Raw genomic sequence first — 18,508 nt, 5'->3', positions numbered from 1 at the left:
GGTTCGCCGGCGCCTGGCAGCGCCGGATCGTTCGGCTGGTGTCAGCCGGTGGGCGCGTGAGGCGGTGCTTGCCTCCGGTCGATGTGAAGGGGGAGCGGCTGTGTGGTGGCGTCTATCCTTCGGCCGCGCTGCGGTGTTCGTCCTGCTCGCGGTCGCCTTCTTTGTCGCGGGCGGCGCGACGGCGGCCTGGTTCGTTGAGCGGGCTCGGGCCGATTGCTGGCGGGAAGTCGCCGAAGAAGGGGTATCGGCGCCGGGGGCTTGCGACTAGTTCGGCCGGCCCGAACCGGCCGGCGCTGGGACCGGGGAGACGCCGGACGGGGAACGGGAGACCCCGCCACGTCGACGGTCGTCTCTCGAGGCGGGGTTCCACCGCCCCCGCACGGGTTGTTGGCTCGTCCCGCACGTCTTGGCGAGCTGGATGAAGCGCCCGATTGGCCGGCTCGGGGGCGCCTTTTGAAGCCCGCCGCCACAGGCACGCGGGCCCGCGAGTTCACAAGCCATTCGAGCCGTTCGGCGCGCCGGTGCTGGAGCTGGCGGCCACCGACGCGCGCGTGGAGTCGGCGTCCAGCCGCCGGGGCGCGGCGCGGACCCTATCCGCGGCGTCAGGCGACGATGAAGACGTCGTCGCCGACCGCCATTTCCCGGAAGAGGCGCCGCGCGAAGGGCTCGGGCACCCCGATGCAGCCATGGGTGGCGCGACCCTCGCGCACCAGGCTACCGTGGATCGCGACCCCGTCGTCGGTCAGGCGCAGCATGAAGGGCATCGGTGCGTCATAGGTCCTCGAGTGGTAGTCCGCGGCCTTCTGCAGGACGTGGAAGCGGCCGCGTGGCGTGGGTTTGCCCTCCGAACCGTAGAGGATCACGGCGGAGCCGATCTCGTGGCCGCCGCGAAACACCGACAGGATCTGCCGGGCGACGTCCACGCGCACCCAGATCGGTCCGGGGGGTACGCCGTCGGCATTCCAGACCTGGTCGCCGTATCGCATCGGCGCTTCGATGCGGAGCACGCTGGCGATGTGACGGGTCTCACCGTCCGGCAGCGTCATGACGGGCCGCCGGTCGGGCGGGTATCGCACCCGGGGACCGGTTGGCGCCGCCACAGGCGTCGTGACGGTCGGGGGCGCATCCCCGGGTCGGCCAGCGTCCGTTCGACAGCCGCTCACGCCGAAAAGGGCGATGGAAAGCGTCAGGCCTGAGACGATCCGGACACGGAAACGCATGGTCGCCGATCAGGGCCGGCTGGCGGCGCGGGACGCGCGGTTGCGCCGGCGCAGGACGCCGCCCAGGCCGAAGACGCCGAGGATCAGCAGGGCCCAGGCCGACGGCTCGGGCACGGCCGCGGTGGGCGGGGCGGGGGGAACAAGCGGTGTCACCGGCACGAGCGGCGGCGGCGTTCCGACCAGGATCGGCGGCGCCTCGGGCGGGATGTCCGCAAGTAGCGGCGGAAGGGTCGGCATCGTGTCGGGAAACGCTGCGAGCGGCCCCTGCGGCGGCCCGATCGGCGCCGCGGGCCCGAGCGGCGGAGGCGTCCGAAGCATGGACAGCCTCGGGGGCGCAGCCGGGGCCGCTGGCGGCGCCGCTGCAAGGCCGCGCGGCGGCTTGACGCTCACGAGCGCCCCGCCGGGTCGTTCGCCGGGCGAGCGAAGGGCCAGCCAGCGCAGAGGGTCCTGCAGCAGGGGGCGTGCGGCCGTCGATGCCGCGCCGGCCGGCGTGACGGCCAGGATCGGGACCAGCCCGACACCGGTTCCGGCCACCGCGACCGTCCCGAGCGCCATCCATCTGATCGTCCGACTCAAACTCCGCACCCGGTGCTCCCAGCGGCCTTCGCCGGGCATGAAGCCGTCCGGCAATGGTCGGAGCTAAGGCCGGGTGGGGTGGGTTTGGTTCCTAAAGCCGAGCTGTGGATCCCTTTCGGTGTGACGGGGTCGTCGCGAAGCGTCGGTGAGCGACGGCGCCCGCCGCCGCCTCGGCCAGGTCGCCCACCGACTTTGGGATCGCGTTGCGGACCTGCGCTTTCAGCTACATCGAGGCCCAAACTTCTGTCAGAGAACCCCCGTGTCGCGCCGAGTTCCTCATGCCCCGATCCTGCGCCGCGCTTAGCCCGGCAAGCACCGGCGCCGTGAACGGCGGGCCCGCCGCGGCAGCGCCTGACACGGTGGCGCCGCCCAGGCCCGGCCGCGGTGAGGCCGAACGGGGCGCGCCGACCCGGGGAATCGTCTGCGACGATCATCCCCTGATGCGCGAAGCGCTCGCGGCGACGCTGCGTCACCACTGGCCACACATCGAGCTTGCCCAGGCGGGAGACTATCCTGGCGCTTGGGCGCTCGCCGACGCAAAGCCCGATTTTTGCGTGGTGGACGTCTGCATGCCCGGGTCCGAACCCCTCGCCGGTCTTCGGGAACTGCAGGTCCGCGCGCCCGACGCCATCGTCATGGTGGTGACCGGGGTTGACGACGCCCTCCTGCTCGAGGCGGTGTCTCACTGCGGGGTGTCTGGGATCTATCCAAAACACACCGACCCGGAGCGGCTCGTGGAAGCCCTCGGCGCAAGGCTCCCACAACTCCGGAAGCCCGGGACGGCGCGGCTGCCGCGGCGCCAGCTCGAGGTCCTGGGTCTGATTGCGAAGGGCCGGACGAACAAGCAGATCGCCCGGCAACTCGGGCTCTCCCCCGCGACCGTAAAGATCCACGTCCAGCGTCTCATGGCCTGGCTCCAGGCGAGCAACCGCACCGAAGCCGTGTCCATCGCCCAGAAGGCGGGTCTTCTTTGACACCGCGGCGACCGTGCGCGGCGCCGCCAGGATCCGCTGACGGCGCCGCGGCCGACGTCATGCGTGCCGGGCCCGATGGCCCGGCGACCCGGGTCACGGCCCCTCCGGCGCCCGGACGCCCACCGGATCTGAACGTCGCAGACCGGCGCGTTCTCGGGGCGATGGCCCTCAGCGCGTTCCTTCCGTCGGTGTTGGGCGCGCTCATCCTGGCCGTGACCATCGCCCATATCGGCTGGCTGTTCTGGGGTGTGACGCCGCGCGTGCGGCTCGTAACGTGGCTGACGTACATGGCCGCAGCGATCGCGCCCCTGCTGATCGCGATACCTGCGGGGACGAACGGGCAGCGGCAGCGCGGGCATGTCGGGCCGTTCTGGCGTCGCTACTTCCTGATCGCCACGAGCGCCACGAACCTGGGGATCGCCGCGAGCGTGTGGATCCTCTTGCCCGGGGCCAGCTTGGCCCTGCAGCTCTACATGACCATGCTGTACGCCTGGTACATCCTGGTGCTGCTCCACGCGCGCGACGCCGCCGACCCCGGGACGTTCGCCGGTGTTGCTGCGATCCTGCTGTCCGCGACCGTGTTCTGGCTTGCGGGCGAGGCGCCGCTCCGCGGCCCGGTCGTCGCCTTCCTCATCGTGTTCGGTCTGACGACCGTGGTCCTGCAGCGCGCGCTGCATCGCAGCGTTCATGCGGCCGTCGTCGCTCGCTTCGAGGCGGAGGACGCCCGCCAGAAGTTGGCGGATGCCCTGTCGGACGTGTCGGCGGAGCGGGACGCCAAGGAGCGCTTCATCGCCGCGGCTTCGCACGACCTCCAGCAGCCCATCCAGGCGGCGCGGCTCTACTTCAACCTGCTGGCGGATGCGAAGCCAGGGTCCCGTCACGCGGCCGTGGCGGGCGGCCGGGCCGCCTTCCGATCCGTCGAGGACCTGCTCGGGAGAATGTTGGAGCACCTCCGCCTCGAAGCCGGCGCCGTTGCCGTCCGGCTAGGACCGGTGAGCCCCAGGGAGGTGTGCGAGGACCTGATCCTGCAATATGCGCCCCTCGCCGGGGAGGCCGGCGTGGCGCTGGTGATGGTGGACGCCTGCGAGGACGGGATCGCCGACCGCGATCTCCTGCGGCGCGCCCTTGGGAACCTGCTCGACAACGCCATAAAGCACTCCGGCGGACGCACGGTGGAGATCGGCGCCCGGGTCGTCGACGACCAAACGGTGGCGATCTTCGTCTGCGACGACGGCGAGGGCCTGAGCGCTGAGAACGCCGCGCGTCTCTTCGACACGGACACGAGCTTCCGTCGCGCCGCAGGAAGGACAGTGCGGGGCTTCGGCCTCGGCCTGCCCTCGGCCCGGAGGATCGCCGGACTGCTTGGGGGCGCTCTCTCGGTCGCCAGTTCCCCGGGACAGGGTTCGACGTTCGAGATGCGCCTCCCGCGGTCTGAACGCGGATGAGCCTTCGGAGCCGCCGGGTTCCCCGCGCGCGTCCCAATGACCCGTCCCAGGGCCGGCGGACGGGCGGCGGGACACGCGGGGTGAGAATGGCGGTCGGATGGATCCGCGGCCTCCCGCGCGGCTCATTGCGGCAGGACCGGGCGCACGAAGATCCGAACCCCTGTCGTCGTCGCGCGTATGGCTCCTGAAGGGAGCCCCTGCGTGTTCGAGTTCTCCAGCTACCACGTGCTGCTCGCGGCGCTCGGCCTCGCCATCATCCTGGCCTACTGGCTGCCGCGGTTCTTCTCCGGACGAGAACCCGCGGCCTCGGCGCTGCTCATCGGGCTGGGCTGGCTGCTGTTCGGCTGGATCGACGGCATGCCCGAAGCGATCAGCCCCATCACCGCGCCGAAGGCGTGGGAGATCGTGAGCGAACTGTGCGTGGTGGTCGGGCTCTTCGGGGTGGGCTTGCGCCTCGATCGCGTTCCAGGCGTGGCCCGCTGGGGCCCGACCGTGCGACTACTGGCGGTGGGGATGCCGCTGACCATCCTCGGCGTGGCCGTTGTGGGATGGCACTTCGCCGGGATGACGCTGGCCGGCGCGCTGCTTCTGGGGTCGGTCCTCGCGCCGACAGATCCGGTGCTTGCCGGCGATGTGCAGGTCGGCCGCCCGACCGAGGGCGGCGAGCATCCGGTGCGCTTCACGCTCACCACGGAGGCGGGCCTGAACGACGGCCTGGCCTTCCCCTTCGTGCACCTGAGCCTCGCCGTCGCGGCCGCAGCGATCGTGACCCCTGAGCTGATCGGCGTCTGGGCGGCCCGCGACGTCGCCTACCGGATCGCCGCCGGCGCCGCGTGCGGCGCGGCGATCGGCTGGCTGCTGGGCCAGGTGCTGTTCAAGTTTCCCCGTGAGAATGCGCTGGCCAAGACCGAAGCAGGGGTCTTCGCCCTCGCGGGCGTGTTCATCGCCTATGGCCTGACCGAGCTGCTCGAGGGGTATGGCTTCGTCGCCGCCTTCGTGTCGGGCCTTTGCCTGCGCCGGATCGAATCCGACCATGCCTTCCATGTCCGCCTCCACGACTTTTCGGAGACGATCGAGCATGCCCTGACGGCGATCCTGCTCGTGGGCCTGGGCGCTGCGATGCCTGCGCTGCTGCAAGCGCTGGATCCGTTCGGCGCGTCGATCGCGATCGCGCTCATCGTGGTGATCCGGCCCGCCGTAGGACTCTTGTCGCTCCTGGGAACGAAGCTTCGAACACCCGAGCGCCTGGTCGTGGCCGTCTACGGTGTGCGGGGCGTGGGTTCGATCTACTATCTGAGCTACGCTGGCAGCCACGCCCGGTTGACCAACGAAGCGCAGCTCTGGGCGATCACCGCCCTCGCGGTCCTGGTCTCCACGGTGCTGCACGGCTTCTCCGCCGCCTTCGCCGTCGAGCGCGCCACCGGCGAGCGGCAGACGGACTGAGGCCTGCCGCGACTGTGCGGCCCGCCTGGACGAGGTGGGGCCTCAGGGCGCGGAGCACAGTCGAAGTCTCGCCGAAATCTCGCGCACGGGTCACGCCAGCGGCGATGGAGCATCCCCGGCGCCAAACGCTCAGTGCGCAGCGCTGGAGGAGCCGGCGCCAGCGCCGCCGTAACTCCGCTGAGACGCCTGGTTTGTCGGGTGAAGGGCGGAGGCCATCCCTGAGTCGAGCCGTTCGGGCGTGATCGGCTTGCTCACAGGCGGGTCCGCTCCGGCGTCGGCGCCCGCCGGCGAGGATCGCCCGTGGCGTTGGCGGTCATCATGACGATGGGGGTGCGCGCGGCCCCAAGACGGCGCACCGGTTCGCGACTGGCGCGGAGCGCCGACAGGCTGTCCAGGACCGGCATCTGCATCTCCACCAGATCCACGTCGCAGCCGCCCGCTGTTCTCCCGTTGTGCACGGTCTGCAGCGCAACGGCGAGCGCCGCGTGCAGGCCCGTGGACAGCCATGCGACGCGTCGTGCGCAACCCGCGGAAGCTTCGTCCACGTACGAGCCTGCAACATATCGTGATGCGATCGAACGGGTGGGATTGCGTCGCGTTGTTTGGCGCCTGGGGAACGGCGCAGGGCCGCGGCGGTCCACCCGTTCCAGCGCCTTGCCGCGTCCGCCGGACGCCAGGAGATAGCATGCGACATCTCACCCTGACCCTCGCAGCCCTTGCCCTCGCGTCGACCGCGACACCTTCGCTGGCGCAGCGATGGACGTCCATCAACGAGCGCCAGGCGCGTCTGGACGACCGGATCGACGCGGGGGTGCGCACCGGGGACCTCACGAGACCGGAAGCCCAGCGGCTGCGCGAGGAGTTTCGCGACATCGCCAGGCTGGAGGCCGGCTACCGCGCCAATGGCCTCACGGCCGCGGAGCGCCGCGCCCTCGACGACCGGTTCGACCGTTTGAGCGCGCGGATCCGCACTCAGCGGCACGACACCCAGATCGCCCGTGGCTGGTTCGGAGGGGAGGGCTGGAAGGACGCCCGGGGCGTGTGGATGAACATCAACCAGCGGCAGAGCGAACTCGACCGCCGCATCGATGCCGGCCTGCGGGCCGGGACGCTGACGCGTGGGGAGGCGCGCGGCCTGCGCGCGGACTTCCGCCGCATCGCCCGGCTGGAGACCCAGTACCGGCGGGGCGGTCTGGACCTGGGGGAACGGGCCGATCTGGACCGGCGTTTCGACGGCCTGTCGGCGCGGATTCGCTGGGAGAACGCCGACAGCCAGCTGGGCTACGGTTACGGCCGCCGGCGCTGATCGCCCACGAGGGCCCCGGGGGGCGGGTCCCGCTTCGCCGCGGCGCTCGGCCGACCCTCGCCCCCGTGGCGCGGCGGGCGACCGGCCGGCGCCCACGTGCGTGCGTCCCCGGGGTCGACCCTCTCCACCCTCATCCTGGCGAAGGATGTCGCGCTCGCGGCGGGGTGCTGGCCCGGGGACTTCTCGTGGCGCTGCAGTTCGCGGTGACTTGGACGTCCGTGCGCTGGGCCCCGTAAGCCGCGTCGTCAGGTCGGAGTTGTCCGTGCTCCTGCGCCACGGCCGCTGCCTCGAAGCCGCCATCCGCCGCAAGCGGGACGCCGAGGCGGTCATTTCCGAGCCGGACGGCTCGCTGGCGGCCATCCTCAAGCGCTAGATCGGCGACGGTTCGAGCGCCTCATCCGCCCGGCGCGTCGGGATCGAGCCCGTGATCGATCAGCAGCGTCGCGATCCCGAAGGTCGAGCGAAGCGTCTCGGCGAGCTCGCGGCCGTCACGGCGGCCGGCCAGGGCGCCGTAGACGATGGCGCGACTGACGGGCGCGTGGCCCGCGAGCAGGAGCGCCTGGGCGGCCCGTTCCACCGGTCCCACCACGGAATGTCCGTCCTCCTCGAGGGCGTCCACCATATGCGCGACCTCCGCCGGATCGGCCGCCGCCACCAGCACCACGTCGCCAGGCTCGAGGTTCGGCAGGCTCAAGGCGCGGGTCGTCGGCCCTTTCGGTGGCATCGTCGTCCTCATGGTTTGGGGTGTCGGCGCGCAGCGCCAAGCGTCACCTTCAGAACCCCTCCCGGCCGGGACGGTTCTGCCCCGCCGCACACGATTGCGCGAGCGCTGCAGGGGCGGAGACCTCCAGCGGCGGAACGGGCCGCGGCCGCGGCGGTTAGCCTTTCGAGGACAGCAACGTCGGTGAGGCATGCGCTTGCAGCTCACGAGGACCAGGCCGGTCGGGGACGGGGCGCGAGACGCCCCTCGCTCTTACGCCCGCGGCCAAGGGCGATCCCGCGACGGTGGCGCGGAGGCATCGCGCCAGCCGGCTGTGGGGCGAGGGGAGCGGCCCCTGGCCGGTCGCCACGGATGCTGATCCCGGACTGGAGCCTCGTCGCCGAGCATCTCGGCCGGATCGGACTGGCGTTCCTCCTCGCATTCCCACTGGGCTGGGAGCGGGGCAAGGGCCGGCGCAGCGCCGGCTTTCGAACCATGCCGGTGGTGGCGATGGCGAGCTGTGGGTATGCGCTGCTGGCTGTCCGCCTGCCGGGCGCCGACGCGGAGAGCCTGACGCGAATGCTGCAGGGCGTGCTCGCCGGGATCGGCTTCATCGGTGGCGGAGCCATCCTGAAGCAGCGCGGCCATGTTCAGGGCCTCGTCACGGCCGCGACGGTCTGGAACACCGGGGCCGTGGGCGTGTCGGTCGCCCTCGGGCGGATCGAGATCGCGATCGTGCTCAGCGCGGCGAACCTCCTGACCCTGGCGGTGCTCACCCCGTTCCGCGAGCCGCGGACCCGCGACCCGGCCCTCGCACCTGGCGACGACGACCCGCCCTCCTGACACCATGGGGACGCCTCGTGCGCCGCAACGGCGCGGCCGCCAAGCTTGCTGGAGGCGCCCGCCTGGGGCGAGCGGTTCAGGATCTCATCCCGGCGGGAGGTCGGCTGCCGACCGGCGAGCCGGCGGGCGACCCACCGAGGACGGCCGATCCGACCCCTGGCCCTGGCGCGGCCGCGGACGGCCGAAAAGGTCGCGGTCGGGGCCCTGAGATTACCGTCGCATCCCGAGGACCGGTTCGGGCCCGGTGACGACCTTGTCGTCCTTGCCGCTGGAGCGGGCCCGCTCCGCAGTTTCATGTGCGCCGCGCTGCGCGGTTAGGGGAGGCCCCGATATGCTCGTCGAGGAAGGCGAATGTCCGGGCCCAGACATCGCGAACGTCGCCGGGGCTGACGTTCATGTGGTCGGTGGCCCAATAGGTCACGAACTGGGCGTCCTTCCACTGCCGAAACAGGGCCGAGTACATCGCCTGGGAGCCGGCATAGGGGATCTGGTCGCGCCAGCCGTGCACCAGCAGCAGGGGCGTACGGATCCTGTCGGCGAACATGAGCGGACTGTTGCGCCGGCAGCGTTCGGGATCCGCCCACGGCGGAGCGCCGAGCTTCGGCTGGGTGATCGCGGCCATGATCGTGTGGCCGCCGAAGCCGTCAGGCGTTCGACCCATTGGGCGTCGATGTCGTAGCGCGCCAGCCGCCGCGCCAGGACTCTGCGGATCTCAGGGAGCCAAGCCGCGACGCTCGAATAGCAGCGCCGGTGAGGACGCCGTCGCTAAAGATCGGCGCCGCCAGAGCCTCCCCCTACGGGCTCGCGGAAACCTCGCGCGAACCTTCACGCCGTGGCGTCGCCCATCATTTCTTCGAAGTTGAGGCGGTAGAACCGGTCGCGGTCCTCGTCCGAGATCCCATCAAACGTCCGCTCGAAGCGGCCGATGGGATCGGTCGTGCCCTCCGGGTGCGGATAGTCGCTGGAAAACAGGAAGAGTTCTGCGCCCGCATCCCGTATCAGATGGCCGGCGTCCTCGCCTGGGAACGGCGTAAACTTGATGTGCCGGCGAATGTATTCCGACGGCTTCATGGAGAGGCCTTGCAGCAGCGGATCCGTGCGGCTGAAGCTCTTGTAGCCGAGGTCGAGCTGACGCAGGAAGCCGGGGACCCAGGCCGCGCCGAACTCGATGACGCCACCGCGCAGCCCGGGAACGCGGTCGAACAGACCGTCGTAGATCAGCGCTGCAAGGAACATCTGGGCCGAGAACGGCAGGACGACGAAGTCCTTGAACCGCAGGTTCTCGCCGCCGCCGTGCAGGTCGGGGGAGCGCGGCTTTCCATTGTTGGCGTACTCGGGCGGGAGGACCCGCGACCCCGTGCCGATGTGCAGCATGAACGGCGTCTTTGTGTCGGCCAGCAGGCGCCAGAACGGGTCGAGGTCGGGGTGGCCGGGCGAGACGCCGCCTGCCGGCGTGGAGGGCGTCCAGATCGCCCCGCAGCCGGCCTCGATCGCGTCGGCCGCCGTCTCCAGCGCGCGCTGCGGATCGTCGAGCGGCACGAAGGCGACGCCGATCAGGCGCGGGTCTGCGCAGAACGCGGCCATGGCGTGGTTGTGCGCCCGGGCTCCGCCGTAGAGGACGTCGGGCTGGCTGGACGTGCGAAACGTGGCCAGCGACGAGGTGGCGAACACGAGCTGCCGGCTGAAGCCCAGGCGATCAAGGGCGTCGCGCCGCTCCTCCGGGTCGAAGGCGCCATACGCGATCCAGCCCTTCGGCCCGGCGATGAGATCGGTCGCGGCCACGGTGCTGGCGGCGGCGTCGCCCTTGCGGCCACGGGCAGCCTCGACCTGCTTCGCGATCCGTTCAGGCGTGGCCCGCGGCATCAGGCGCTCGGCCAGAACGCCCTCAGCGTGGGGCGCGAGCCAGTCGCCAGGCTCCATGACGTGGCTGTCGGCGTCGTGAATGATCCGACCGTTGGCGTACGACATGGCGCGTCCTCGTTCTGACATTTGCACCAATATGACTGACGAGCCTGTGGTGCGCAATCCCGAGGCTTGTCTTCGCGTGGCGCTGGAAGCCGGGTAAGAGCGAGACGAGCGGGGGGCAGATTGGCGTCGACGCAGCGTTTTTCGGCGGAGGAGCGCCGCCGGCATATCCTGGACGCCGCGAGCGCCCTGGTGCTCGCCCAGGGCTATCTGCCGCTATCGCTGGAAGCCCTCGCGGCGCGCGCTGGCGTGTCGAGGAGCCTGATCTACGGTTACTTCCACACTCAGGCCGACCTCTTCAATCGGGTGTTGGCGCAGGAGGACGCGGCGCTCGAGGCGGCCGGTCTCGCCGCGGCGATGGCTCACGACGACCTGATGGCCGCGGCTCACGCGAGCGCCGATGTCTACCTGCGTCACGTGGCGGTCCGCGGCCCCCTGGCGCACTTCATCCTGCGCGACGCCTACATGCGCGGCCGTCTGGCCCCCGACGTGCAGCGGGTCCGCGACCGGTTCCTGCGTGGCTTCGGCCGCCGGGCGCGCCGCGCGCTGAAGCTGCCGGCCAAGGAGGCGCTGGCGGCGGTCCTGTTGATTCAGGCCATCCCCGAGGAGATGGGGCGCCTGGTCTGGCAGGGGGATATTCCTCTGGAGCGTGGCCTGGACATCGCCCGGCAGCTGTTGGACTCGGCCATCGAGGCGCTGCAGCCCGGTGGTCAGACCCCGTCCGCCGACCCACGGTAACGCCGCACGAGGTCGCGGTTGGCGGTCATGGTCATGGCCAGGGTCAGCCGCTCGGCCGCCTCGAGGCTGAGCTTGCCGCCGGCCACAAGCCGCCCGGCCCGCAGGCACATCGCCGTCAGGACCGAGGTCATCGCCCGGGCGGCGTCGCGCGGCACCCCGTAGGTTCCCGTGAGGTTGCCGACGACCCGGGCGCGATCGGCCTGCTGGGTCGCCGCGCGCTCGGCCTTCAGCGCCTCGCGCACCTCGGGCGACTGGGTCAGGACCTGCACCAGGGCCCCGCGGTCGGCCGCCTCTCGCAGGTACGTGATCGTGGAAAGGGCGACTTTCGTATAGCGGTCATGGCCCCGCGCGATCTCGGCGCGCCGCCGGCCCTCCATCGCGGTGAGCTCACGGCGCGCGAGCGCGACGAGCAGGTCCCTTCGCTGGCGGAAGTAATTGTGCGCCTGGGCCTCGCTGATGCCAACGCGGCGTGCGACGCGCTTCATCGTGAGCGCGGGAAGGCCGGCCTCGGTGATCAGGGTCGCCGCGGCGTCCAGGAGCTGGCCTTCGCGCTCAGCGGCGGGCGCGCGGGTGCGACGGCGTCGCGAGGGCGCGCGGGCACGGCCGAAGACTATGGGATCGTCGACGCCGGGGGGCGGCGGCGAAAGCGGCGGCCGTTCGGGTGCGCGACCGGCGGCCGCCCTGGCCCAATAGCCGCGCCCTGGATAGGGAATGAGCAGGCGATCGCAGATCTTGGAGAGCCCATTACTGCTGAGCGACAGCTCGCGCGCGATGGCGCTCATCGGTCGGCTCCACACGCGATCGTACAGGTCTTGGCGAGTGAACGTGGCGGGCAGCGCATCAGACATGTTTGCGTCAGCCTAGTCGCGCGGCGTTTGCGGCGCCAGCCTCGGGCGCCGGCGGCCGACCCGCTGATCACCCTGTTGGCCGGGCCAGATCTCGCGCCACGACAACTGGGCGGTTCAAAGTCTGCTTCCGCCGCCGATGAGAAAGTCCGCAACTGGCGCTTGGCTCATGCCTAAAGGGGCTGAGGGGTTCCGAATCCAACGGTCCGCAACACCGGGAGGTTCGGTGCGGCTCGTTCATCTGCGGCTCAGCTTCGCGCTGTCAGTGATGCCTGCGAAGGACCCGGCCGCTCACGACGCCGAGTCCCTCCATGAGGCATCCGATGAAGCACCACCATCTTCTACTCGCCCCGCGTCTCTGGCGATCGTCACGCCGGCGCTTGCCCAGCCGACGTCGCCCCCGAGCCCGGAGGCGGTCGTGCGTGCCTATACCGAGGCTGCAAATCGTCACGACCTGGAGGCGTTCCTGGCGCTATACGCCCCCGATATCCGCAAGTACCGGTTCCCGGGCGAACTGGCCTCCGAAGGCATCGACCACGCCCGCGCCGTCTACACCAAGTCCTTCGCCGAGAAGGCGGAAATCAAGGTCGAGCTCATCGAGATGATCGTTCTCGGCGATAAGGTCGTCGCCCACGACCGGGTCACCGGTCGCCCCGATGGCAAGGTGGCCGACGAACTGACCGTCTATCAGGTGAAGGACGGCCGCATCGTGAACATCAACTATGTGGAGCAAATCCTCCATTGACGGCATCCTCGGCTCCGGTCGCCGTCCACGCGCCCCCGCGGATCTGCGCCGCGAGCTCTCGCCTGACGGCTTGCCCGAACAGGACCGTGACCAGCGCTGTCGGCGCAACCACCCCGACCAGATCAAAACCGGCTTCGACGCGTGCCGGAAGGCGGATCCGGGCAGCCCACGTCGAGGTCATGCAAGCCCTCGGCCGAGTGCTGAACAGTCATTCCCTGGCCGAAGGGTGGTGCTCTAGCGGGCCTTGCGACGGCGAGACGCAGGCCGGCGAGCGGCCGGGCCGACGCCAAACAGGCAGCCGCCAAGATGCCGATGGTGGAACTGAAGTGGGTGGCCCCGACCACGGTGGACGATAGGCTCGTGCGCGTCCGAGGCGCGGTGCTGTCCTCCACCAACCTGGCGCGGCGAACAACCTGGTTGGGACCTACCGGTCGACGAACGTCGGAATCACGCGAACCCAAAGTGCCCGCGGACGGCCGTTTCCCACGCCGTGTCGGCGCCGCTCAGGTGCTCGTCATCGTAGCTCGGCGCTTCGTCCAAGATCCGCTTCTCCAGGTCGACACGGAAGCCTTCAACGCTCGGATCGTAGGTGAGCACCGCCCAGGGGAGCGGGTGCTTCTTCTGACCCATACCCAGCATGCCGCCGAACGCCAGGGTGGTGAACTCCGCGTGCCCGGAGACCTTGTCGATGAAAACCTTCGATGGTCCCCAGCCGCTCGCCTTCACCGTTGTAGACCGCCGTACCCTGGACGCGGTCGGCCGAAACCAGACGGGCGCCGGTCCGGGCGGAAAGATGGTTCATGGGATTGCCTCCTGCTTTCGCGATGGAAGCCGCGAGGCCCGTGACCTGTTCCCCTCGAGCCGCATCGATCGCACGGCGGCGCGACGAGAGCCGCGCGAGGCCGCCGCGAAGGCCGCTTCCATCGCTCAGCGAGCGTCACCACCTGACGCCGCGCTGACCGAAGACCTGTGGAGGGTGACGCACGTCTGCTTCTGACGCCGATGGCCCTGTCCTCCTGCTGGCTCGTAGCTTGCCCGCGCCTGGTGAGAGGCAGCGAACGACTGAGGTTCCGAACCCTGCCCAGAGGGAGGCGAAACCTCGCCAACCCTTGTCGCGGGACCGATCCGGCGAGCGCGGCGCGATGGTCGCGCGACCTGATCATCCAAAAAAACATCCGGCTCGTGCGCCTCCCCGCGGGACCATGGCGCCGGGAAGGTTCGATCGAGCACAGCAGCCCACGCAGGCGTGCACGTCACGGACGGCACAGATCATTGGGGCCCGAATGCGTGCGGAGCGGGCAATCGTCCCAAACGAGACGGAAGCAGGCCCAGGCGGGGAGAACGCCCAGATGTCCGCCACCGTCCGCCAACCTCATTCCAGTTCATTGCGCTGTAGGACGGCGCTGAGGTCACGCGGATGAAACGCCAGCGCTTGCGGCGCCAGCCCCGTGGGCCACGGCGGCCCTGCGGCAAGGAGGCGCTCTAGGTAGCACGCCGGATCGGCCCCGCGGCGCGCGGAGGAGGCGTCGAAGGGCCGAGGCGTCGGCGGCGGCCGCGCCAGAGGCGGTGTTGTCAAACATGCACCAGACCCAGCCGCTCAACCGAAGTGGCAGCGTCCGAGCGACCCAGATGCCGACCGCTGCTTTAGCCGAGGACCACCGATGCAACGGACCTTGGCTGTAGACGTTGCGTTGAGCACGGCTCAGTTCGCCGGGGGGAGCAGCGGATGGATTTCGTTGGGCGGCCGGACGACGACCTGCCATTTCGGCAGGTGGCGCAACACCTCCCCATTCCATGCTGGATTTCAGATGCTGCCGGGACCATCACCTGGGTGAACGAGGCTTGGATGGCCTACGTCGGGAAGGACGCCCAGACCTTGAGTCAGGAGGGGCTTGCGGTCATTCACGACCCTGCCATGCTGCCAGAAGTCCGCCGCCGGTGGGCGGCGGCCCTCGCCGCCGGTCGTCCGGATGAAATGGTTTTCCCGCTTAAGGGACGCGATGGCGGCTTCCGCCCGTTCCTTGCGCGGGTAGTTCCGATCCGCGATGGCGATGGACGCATTTCGCGCTGGTTCGGCACGAACACCGATGTGAGCGCCCAGGCCGAGGCCGAGACGCGCATTCGCCAGGCCGAGGCAGACCTTCGCGAGAACGAGGCGAGGCTGCGGTTGGCGACACAGGCCGCCGGTGTGGGAGTCTGGGAATGGCGGCTCGCCACCAACGAGATGATATATTCGCCGCAGGCCCGAGCGATCTGTGGCTTCGATCCGGATGGGATCGTCACCTACGAGATGGTCGCTGCGGTCACCCACCCGGAGGACTTGCCGAGGACCTCCGCCCAAGCCGCGCGGGCGCTCGATCCTGACGTACGTGACGGTACGCCGTACGAATATCGGATCGTTCGGCCCACCGGAGAGCTCCGGTGGGTCAGCGCCGTCGGCGAGGCCATTTTCGAGGAGGGGCCTGACGGACGCTGCGAGGCGACCCGCTATGTCGGTACGCTCATCGACGTCACGGACCGGAAGATTGCCAACGACGCGGTGCTCGAGTCCGAGCAGCAGTTGCAGATGGCGTTGCGCGCCGGCCGCATGGCGGCTTGGCGCATCACGACGGAAGGCGTGATCGGGGCGAGTCCGCATCTGAACCGGCTGATCGGGCTGCCGCCTGACGCCCGTCCGACGATGGAGGAACTCGCACCCAACTACCTTCCCGGCGAGCTCGAGCGGATCGCTGCCGAGGCCGCGGCGGCCAGGGAGCGCGGCGAACGCCATTTCGAGGTCGAATACCGCTATCGCCGCGCCGACGGGGAGATCCGCTGGTTCAACACGCGAGCTGAAGCTCTGACCGATGACGCCGGCGAGCCCGCTGGCGTCCTCGGAATCGCGATGGATGTCACCGAGAAGAAGCATGCCGAAGACCGCTTGCGGTTTCTCGCGCGCGAGGTGGACCATCGCGCCAACAACCTGATGACCGTGGTCGAGAGCATCATTGCGCTCAGCCGCGGCGCCGGGGAGGGGGAACTGCGCGAGGTCCTCCGCGGGCGGGTTCATGCCCTGGCCCGGACACACCAACTGCTCGCCGATTCCCGTTGGGCAGGTGCGGAACTTCGACGCCTAGCCAACGACGAGCTCGCGCCCTTCACCCTCGGCGAGGCCGCCCCGCGGGTCTGGCTCGACGGTCCAGACCTCCTGCTGTCGCCACCGAACGCCCAGGCTGTTGCCATGGTGCTGCACGAACTCGCGACGAACGCCGCAAAATACGGGGCGCTGTCCTGCGAAGATGGACGGGTGACGCTGTCCTGGGCCGTGGAGCCCGGGGGTGCGCGGATCCGGTGGATGGAATCGGGAGGGCCTCCGGTGTCGAAGCCGACCCGACGGGGGTTCGGCTCGCGCGTGATCGAGCGCGCGCTGGACGGGCCGACCGCAGGCAAGGTGCAGATCGACTGGCGGCCGGAAGGCGTGACGTGCGAGCTCTTCCTGCCCCAGCCGGGAATGGAAGTCCGCGTCCGTCACAGCGCAGGTGAGCGGCCTGGGGATGCTGGGCAAGCGCCTGGATTCTGACCCCGCCCCAATTCCGGTTGCGGCCCTTTCGCGCCATGTCCGCTCCCTCGACTGCCGGTCTCACGGTCGGACCCGCCGCTTTGCGGGTGGCTCGCCGGTCTGGCGCAAGCGGTGACGGGATTTCCCCTCACGGGCGAAGGCGTGAGGCGCTCGTCGACGGATCGCGTCGCTCGTCGGCCATCGCTTGAGCCGTGGCGCGTGTCAGGTGGTCGTCGGCCCACAACGAGTGGGAGTTGACGATGCTTCAATCATACCGGCGCGCCGCGATCATGGCGGCGATTTTCATGGCCGCGAATGCTGCGGCCCAGCCGGCGTCCGCCGCGATCCATGTGCTCGATTTCAGCGGCGCCATCTGCAAGACCGCCAGCAAGGCATGCTCGAGCGGGGCGGAGATTTCGGCCGGATACGGGGACGCCGAGGGGGTCGATGTCAGCTATCGTGCGGTGGATACCCGGACCGGTGTCGTCGATCCGGTTCTGAAATGGTGGGGGCCTGGGTTCGGCGACCTCGAGGGTGTGGTCTGGGGCGGCAGCAGCACCACCTTCTCGGAGATCACGCTGAAGGCCGCGCCAGGGTACGAGATCGCTCTGATCTCGTTCGACTTCGGCGCCTACCTGCAGAGGTTCGACAGTTCGCCGGTCGCCATCAGCAGCTTGGGGGGGAGCGACATCCTGTCCGGCCGGCTCAGCACCAATCCCGGCGCGCACAACCACGTCGAGGTCGCCAGCGACTTCTTCGGGGATGGCATCCGGCTTCGGTGGGGCCCCAACGGCTACGACGTGGGCATGGACAACATCGCCTTCGAGGTGCGCGCCATTCCGAACGCGGCGGTTCCGGAGCCCGCCACCTGGGCAATGTTGATCGCCGGCTTCGGCGCGGTCGGCGCGGTGATGCGTCGTCGCCGGGTCGCGGTGGCGTGAGGATCTGCGCAGGCGGCGCAGCGGCGTCGACGCGGGCGCTGCGCGGAGCGCGGGTCCTATAGTTTCGTGCCGGCGCGGGCTGGAGCGGCCCGCGCTCGGACCCGATGCACGGCCGGTCGTTCCAGAAAGCGCGAGCCTCTCACCGGCAAGGCCGTCGCGGCCCCGGGGAGAGCGACCCCGGCGCCGCCCAAACGGGAACAGGTGCTGAGACTGGCGGTTCTGGTCTTCGCGACAGTGAGCGAGGTTCATGGGCTTCACGGGCCCCAACGACGCGTTGCAGCTTGTGGGGGTGACACTGATCGGGGTGACGCCCGAGAACGGCCGCAAGCTGCTTCTCACGATGGCCTTCATCCTGGTCGCCTGGCTTACGGGACGGCTCATCGGCTCGGCGGTCGGAGCGGTGACGCGCGGGGACCGTTATCCGCGGTTCAAGTTCTGGGCGCGGCAGGTGGTGAAAATCGCCAGCGCCCTCGCCATGATCATCGGCGTCGTATCGATCTGGTTTGATGATCCGACGCGCCTGGCGACGGCGCTGGGGTTGGTGACCGCGGGCGTCGCCTTCGCGCTGCAGCGCGTCATCACCGCCTTCGCCGGCTACTTCGTGATCCTACGCGGCAAGACGTTCAACGTCGGCGACCGCATCGTCATGGGAGGCGTGCGCGGCGACGTGGTGGCCCTGGACTTCATGCAGACCACGATCATGGAGATGGGCCAGCCTCCGGCGGTGCAAGGCGCCGACCCCGCCGTCTGGGTGAAGGCCAGGCAGTACACCGGCCGCATGGTGAGCATCACCAATGCGAAGATTTTCGACGAGCCGGTCTATAACTACACCCGCGAATTCGGCTTCCTGTTCGAGGAACTGTCGACGCCGATCGGCTACGGCGCCGATCGCGCGCGCGCCGAGGCCATCCTGCTTGACGTGGCGCGCCGCCACACCGGCGAATTCGTCAGGATGGGCCAGGAGGAAGCTCGCGAGCTGCAGCGCCGGTATTTCATGTCGGAGCCAAGCTTTGAGCCACGGGTCTACTTGAGGATGACCGACAACTGGGTCGAACTGGCCGTACGCTTCGTGGCCCGGACCCACGGCGTTCGCGAACTGAAAGACACCATGACCCGTGAGATATTGGCCGCCTACGACGCGGCGGGCCTTCAGATCGCCTCCGCCACGTTTGACGTCGTCGGGCTGCCCCCTGTTCGGATCGTCGCGCGTGACGGGTTGGGGTGATCCT

General features: G+C 70.0%; 18 protein-coding genes. 10 read left to right on the top strand and 8 right to left on the bottom strand.

The window, feature by feature from the left end:
• Positions 1-602 precede the first annotated feature (602 nt).
• Both ACODSY_RS10710 and ACODSY_RS10705 read right to left on the bottom strand, forming a co-directional pair.
• On the bottom strand, positions 603-1,046 hold the full coding sequence (locus ACODSY_RS10710; protein WP_488951727.1) for a L,D-transpeptidase family protein: 444 nt from the start codon (positions 1,044-1,046) through the stop codon (positions 603-605).
• 183 nt (positions 1,047-1,229) lie between these two features.
• Positions 1,230-1,775: a PEP-CTERM sorting domain-containing protein gene (locus ACODSY_RS10705; RefSeq protein ID WP_488951726.1), complete on the bottom strand. Its 546-nt coding sequence runs from the start codon at positions 1,773-1,775 to the stop codon at positions 1,230-1,232.
• Between the two features lie 299 nt (positions 1,776-2,074).
• On the opposite strand from ACODSY_RS10705, the gene ACODSY_RS10700 reads away from it, so the two are divergent.
• The 3 genes from ACODSY_RS10700 (at position 2,075) to ACODSY_RS10690 (ending at position 5,658) form a co-directional block, all read left to right on the top strand.
• Positions 2,075-2,770, top strand: coding sequence for a response regulator transcription factor (locus ACODSY_RS10700; RefSeq protein WP_488951725.1), 696 nt, complete (start codon positions 2,075-2,077; stop codon positions 2,768-2,770).
• A gap of 161 nt (positions 2,771-2,931) precedes the next feature.
• Positions 2,932-4,215, top strand: a complete 1,284-nt coding sequence (locus ACODSY_RS10695; protein WP_488951724.1) for a sensor histidine kinase — start codon at positions 2,932-2,934, stop codon at positions 4,213-4,215.
• Positions 4,216-4,416: 201 nt separating this feature from the next.
• Entirely contained in the window at positions 4,417-5,658 is a 1,242-nt protein-coding gene (locus ACODSY_RS10690) for a cation:proton antiporter (RefSeq protein ID WP_488951723.1), read from the top strand.
• A 251-nt stretch (positions 5,659-5,909) separates the two neighbouring features.
• Here the strand turns inward: ACODSY_RS10690 and ACODSY_RS10685 are convergent, their stop codons facing one another.
• Positions 5,910-6,203, bottom strand: coding sequence for a response regulator (locus ACODSY_RS10685; RefSeq protein ID WP_488951722.1), 294 nt, complete (start codon positions 6,201-6,203; stop codon positions 5,910-5,912).
• A 140-nt stretch (positions 6,204-6,343) separates the two neighbouring features.
• Here ACODSY_RS10685 and ACODSY_RS10680 point away from each other — a divergent pair, with 140 nt between their 5' ends.
• A complete protein-coding gene (locus tag ACODSY_RS10680; RefSeq protein WP_488951721.1) occupies positions 6,344-6,964 on the top strand; it encodes a hypothetical protein in 621 nt (206 codons plus the stop codon).
• A gap of 394 nt (positions 6,965-7,358) precedes the next feature.
• Here ACODSY_RS10680 and ACODSY_RS10675 read toward each other — a convergent pair whose 3' ends face one another.
• Positions 7,359-7,688 carry a hypothetical protein gene (locus ACODSY_RS10675; RefSeq protein WP_488951720.1) on the bottom strand — a complete coding sequence of 110 codons (330 nt, stop codon included), beginning with the start codon at positions 7,686-7,688 and terminating at the stop codon, positions 7,359-7,361.
• A 348-nt stretch (positions 7,689-8,036) separates the two neighbouring features.
• On the opposite strand from ACODSY_RS10675, the gene ACODSY_RS10670 reads away from it, so the two are divergent.
• Positions 8,037-8,507: an MgtC/SapB family protein gene (locus ACODSY_RS10670; protein WP_488951719.1), complete on the top strand. Its 471-nt coding sequence runs from the start codon at positions 8,037-8,039 to the stop codon at positions 8,505-8,507.
• Between the two features lie 292 nt (positions 8,508-8,799).
• Here the strand turns inward: ACODSY_RS10670 and ACODSY_RS10665 are convergent, their stop codons facing one another.
• Together ACODSY_RS10665 and ACODSY_RS10660 are read right to left on the bottom strand one after the other, a co-directional pair.
• Positions 8,800-9,168 (bottom strand): alpha/beta hydrolase family protein, encoded by a 369-nt coding sequence (locus ACODSY_RS10665; RefSeq protein WP_488951718.1) that lies wholly within the window; start codon positions 9,166-9,168, stop codon positions 8,800-8,802.
• Positions 9,169-9,332: 164 nt separating this feature from the next.
• On the bottom strand, positions 9,333-10,475 hold the full coding sequence (locus ACODSY_RS10660) for an amidohydrolase family protein (RefSeq protein ID WP_488951717.1): 1,143 nt from the start codon (positions 10,473-10,475) through the stop codon (positions 9,333-9,335).
• A gap of 120 nt (positions 10,476-10,595) precedes the next feature.
• On the opposite strand from ACODSY_RS10660, the gene ACODSY_RS10655 reads away from it, so the two are divergent.
• Positions 10,596-11,210 (top strand): TetR/AcrR family transcriptional regulator, encoded by a 615-nt coding sequence (locus ACODSY_RS10655; RefSeq protein WP_488951716.1) that lies wholly within the window; start codon positions 10,596-10,598, stop codon positions 11,208-11,210.
• Here ACODSY_RS10655 and ACODSY_RS10650 read toward each other — a convergent pair.
• Positions 11,183-11,992 carry a TetR/AcrR family transcriptional regulator gene (locus ACODSY_RS10650; protein ID WP_488951715.1) on the bottom strand — a complete coding sequence of 270 codons (810 nt, stop codon included), beginning with the start codon at positions 11,990-11,992 and terminating at the stop codon, positions 11,183-11,185. The genes ACODSY_RS10655 and ACODSY_RS10650 overlap by 28 nt on opposite strands.
• 289 nt (positions 11,993-12,281) lie before the next feature.
• Here ACODSY_RS10650 and ACODSY_RS10645 point away from each other — a divergent pair, with 289 nt between their 5' ends.
• A complete protein-coding gene (locus tag ACODSY_RS10645) occupies positions 12,282-12,800 on the top strand; it encodes a nuclear transport factor 2 family protein (protein WP_488951714.1) in 519 nt (172 codons plus the stop codon).
• A gap of 447 nt (positions 12,801-13,247) precedes the next feature.
• Here the strand turns inward: ACODSY_RS10645 and ACODSY_RS10640 are convergent, their stop codons facing one another.
• The gene (locus ACODSY_RS10640) at positions 13,248-13,526 is read right to left on the bottom strand and encodes a hypothetical protein (RefSeq protein WP_488951713.1); all 279 of its coding nucleotides are present in this window, start codon (positions 13,524-13,526) and stop codon (positions 13,248-13,250) included.
• A gap of 1,000 nt (positions 13,527-14,526) precedes the next feature.
• Between ACODSY_RS10640 and ACODSY_RS10635 the strand changes: the two genes are divergently transcribed.
• From ACODSY_RS10635 to ACODSY_RS10625, 3 genes are all read left to right on the top strand, one after another.
• Positions 14,527-16,359 (top strand): PAS domain-containing protein, encoded by a 1,833-nt coding sequence (locus tag ACODSY_RS10635; protein ID WP_488951712.1) that lies wholly within the window; start codon positions 14,527-14,529, stop codon positions 16,357-16,359.
• 239 nt (positions 16,360-16,598) lie between these two features.
• Positions 16,599-17,279, top strand: coding sequence for a PEPxxWA-CTERM sorting domain-containing protein (locus ACODSY_RS10630; protein ID WP_488951711.1), 681 nt, complete (start codon positions 16,599-16,601; stop codon positions 17,277-17,279).
• A gap of 247 nt (positions 17,280-17,526) precedes the next feature.
• Complete coding sequence (locus tag ACODSY_RS10625; RefSeq protein WP_488951710.1) at positions 17,527-18,504, top strand: mechanosensitive ion channel family protein; 978 nt, start codon at positions 17,527-17,529, stop codon at positions 18,502-18,504.
• Positions 18,505-18,508 lie beyond the last annotated feature (4 nt).

Source organism: Phenylobacterium sp. FG114 (assembly GCF_057809855.1).
Note: the sequence above shows the minus strand (reverse complement) of the source record. Positions and strands in the feature narration are given on the sequence as shown.

Excerpts from the sequence above, each read along its gene's own strand:
- ACODSY_RS10710 (WP_488951727.1), bottom strand. The coding sequence starts at position 1,046 with ATGACGCTGCCGGACGGTGAGACCCGTCACATCGCCAGCGTGCTCCGC.
- ACODSY_RS10705 (WP_488951726.1), bottom strand. The coding sequence starts at position 1,775 with ATGGCGCTCGGGACGGTCGCGGTGGCCGGAACCGGTGTCGGGCTGGTC.
- ACODSY_RS10700 (WP_488951725.1), top strand. The coding sequence starts at position 2,075 with ATGCCCCGATCCTGCGCCGCGCTTAGCCCGGCAAGCACCGGCGCCGTG.
- ACODSY_RS10695 (WP_488951724.1), top strand. The coding sequence starts at position 2,932 with ATGGCCCTCAGCGCGTTCCTTCCGTCGGTGTTGGGCGCGCTCATCCTG.
- ACODSY_RS10680 (WP_488951721.1), top strand. The coding sequence starts at position 6,344 with ATGCGACATCTCACCCTGACCCTCGCAGCCCTTGCCCTCGCGTCGACC.
- ACODSY_RS10675 (WP_488951720.1), bottom strand. The coding sequence starts at position 7,688 with ATGCCACCGAAAGGGCCGACGACCCGCGCCTTGAGCCTGCCGAACCTC.
- ACODSY_RS10670 (WP_488951719.1), top strand. The coding sequence starts at position 8,037 with ATGCTGATCCCGGACTGGAGCCTCGTCGCCGAGCATCTCGGCCGGATC.
- ACODSY_RS10665 (WP_488951718.1), bottom strand. The coding sequence starts at position 9,168 with ATGGGTCGAACGCCTGACGGCTTCGGCGGCCACACGATCATGGCCGCG.
- ACODSY_RS10660 (WP_488951717.1), bottom strand. The coding sequence starts at position 10,475 with ATGTCGTACGCCAACGGTCGGATCATTCACGACGCCGACAGCCACGTC.
- ACODSY_RS10650 (WP_488951715.1), bottom strand. The coding sequence starts at position 11,992 with ATGAGCGCCATCGCGCGCGAGCTGTCGCTCAGCAGTAATGGGCTCTCC.
- ACODSY_RS10635 (WP_488951712.1), top strand. The coding sequence starts at position 14,527 with ATGGATTTCGTTGGGCGGCCGGACGACGACCTGCCATTTCGGCAGGTG.
- ACODSY_RS10630 (WP_488951711.1), top strand. The coding sequence starts at position 16,599 with ATGCTTCAATCATACCGGCGCGCCGCGATCATGGCGGCGATTTTCATG.
- ACODSY_RS10625 (WP_488951710.1), top strand. The coding sequence starts at position 17,527 with ATGGGCTTCACGGGCCCCAACGACGCGTTGCAGCTTGTGGGGGTGACA.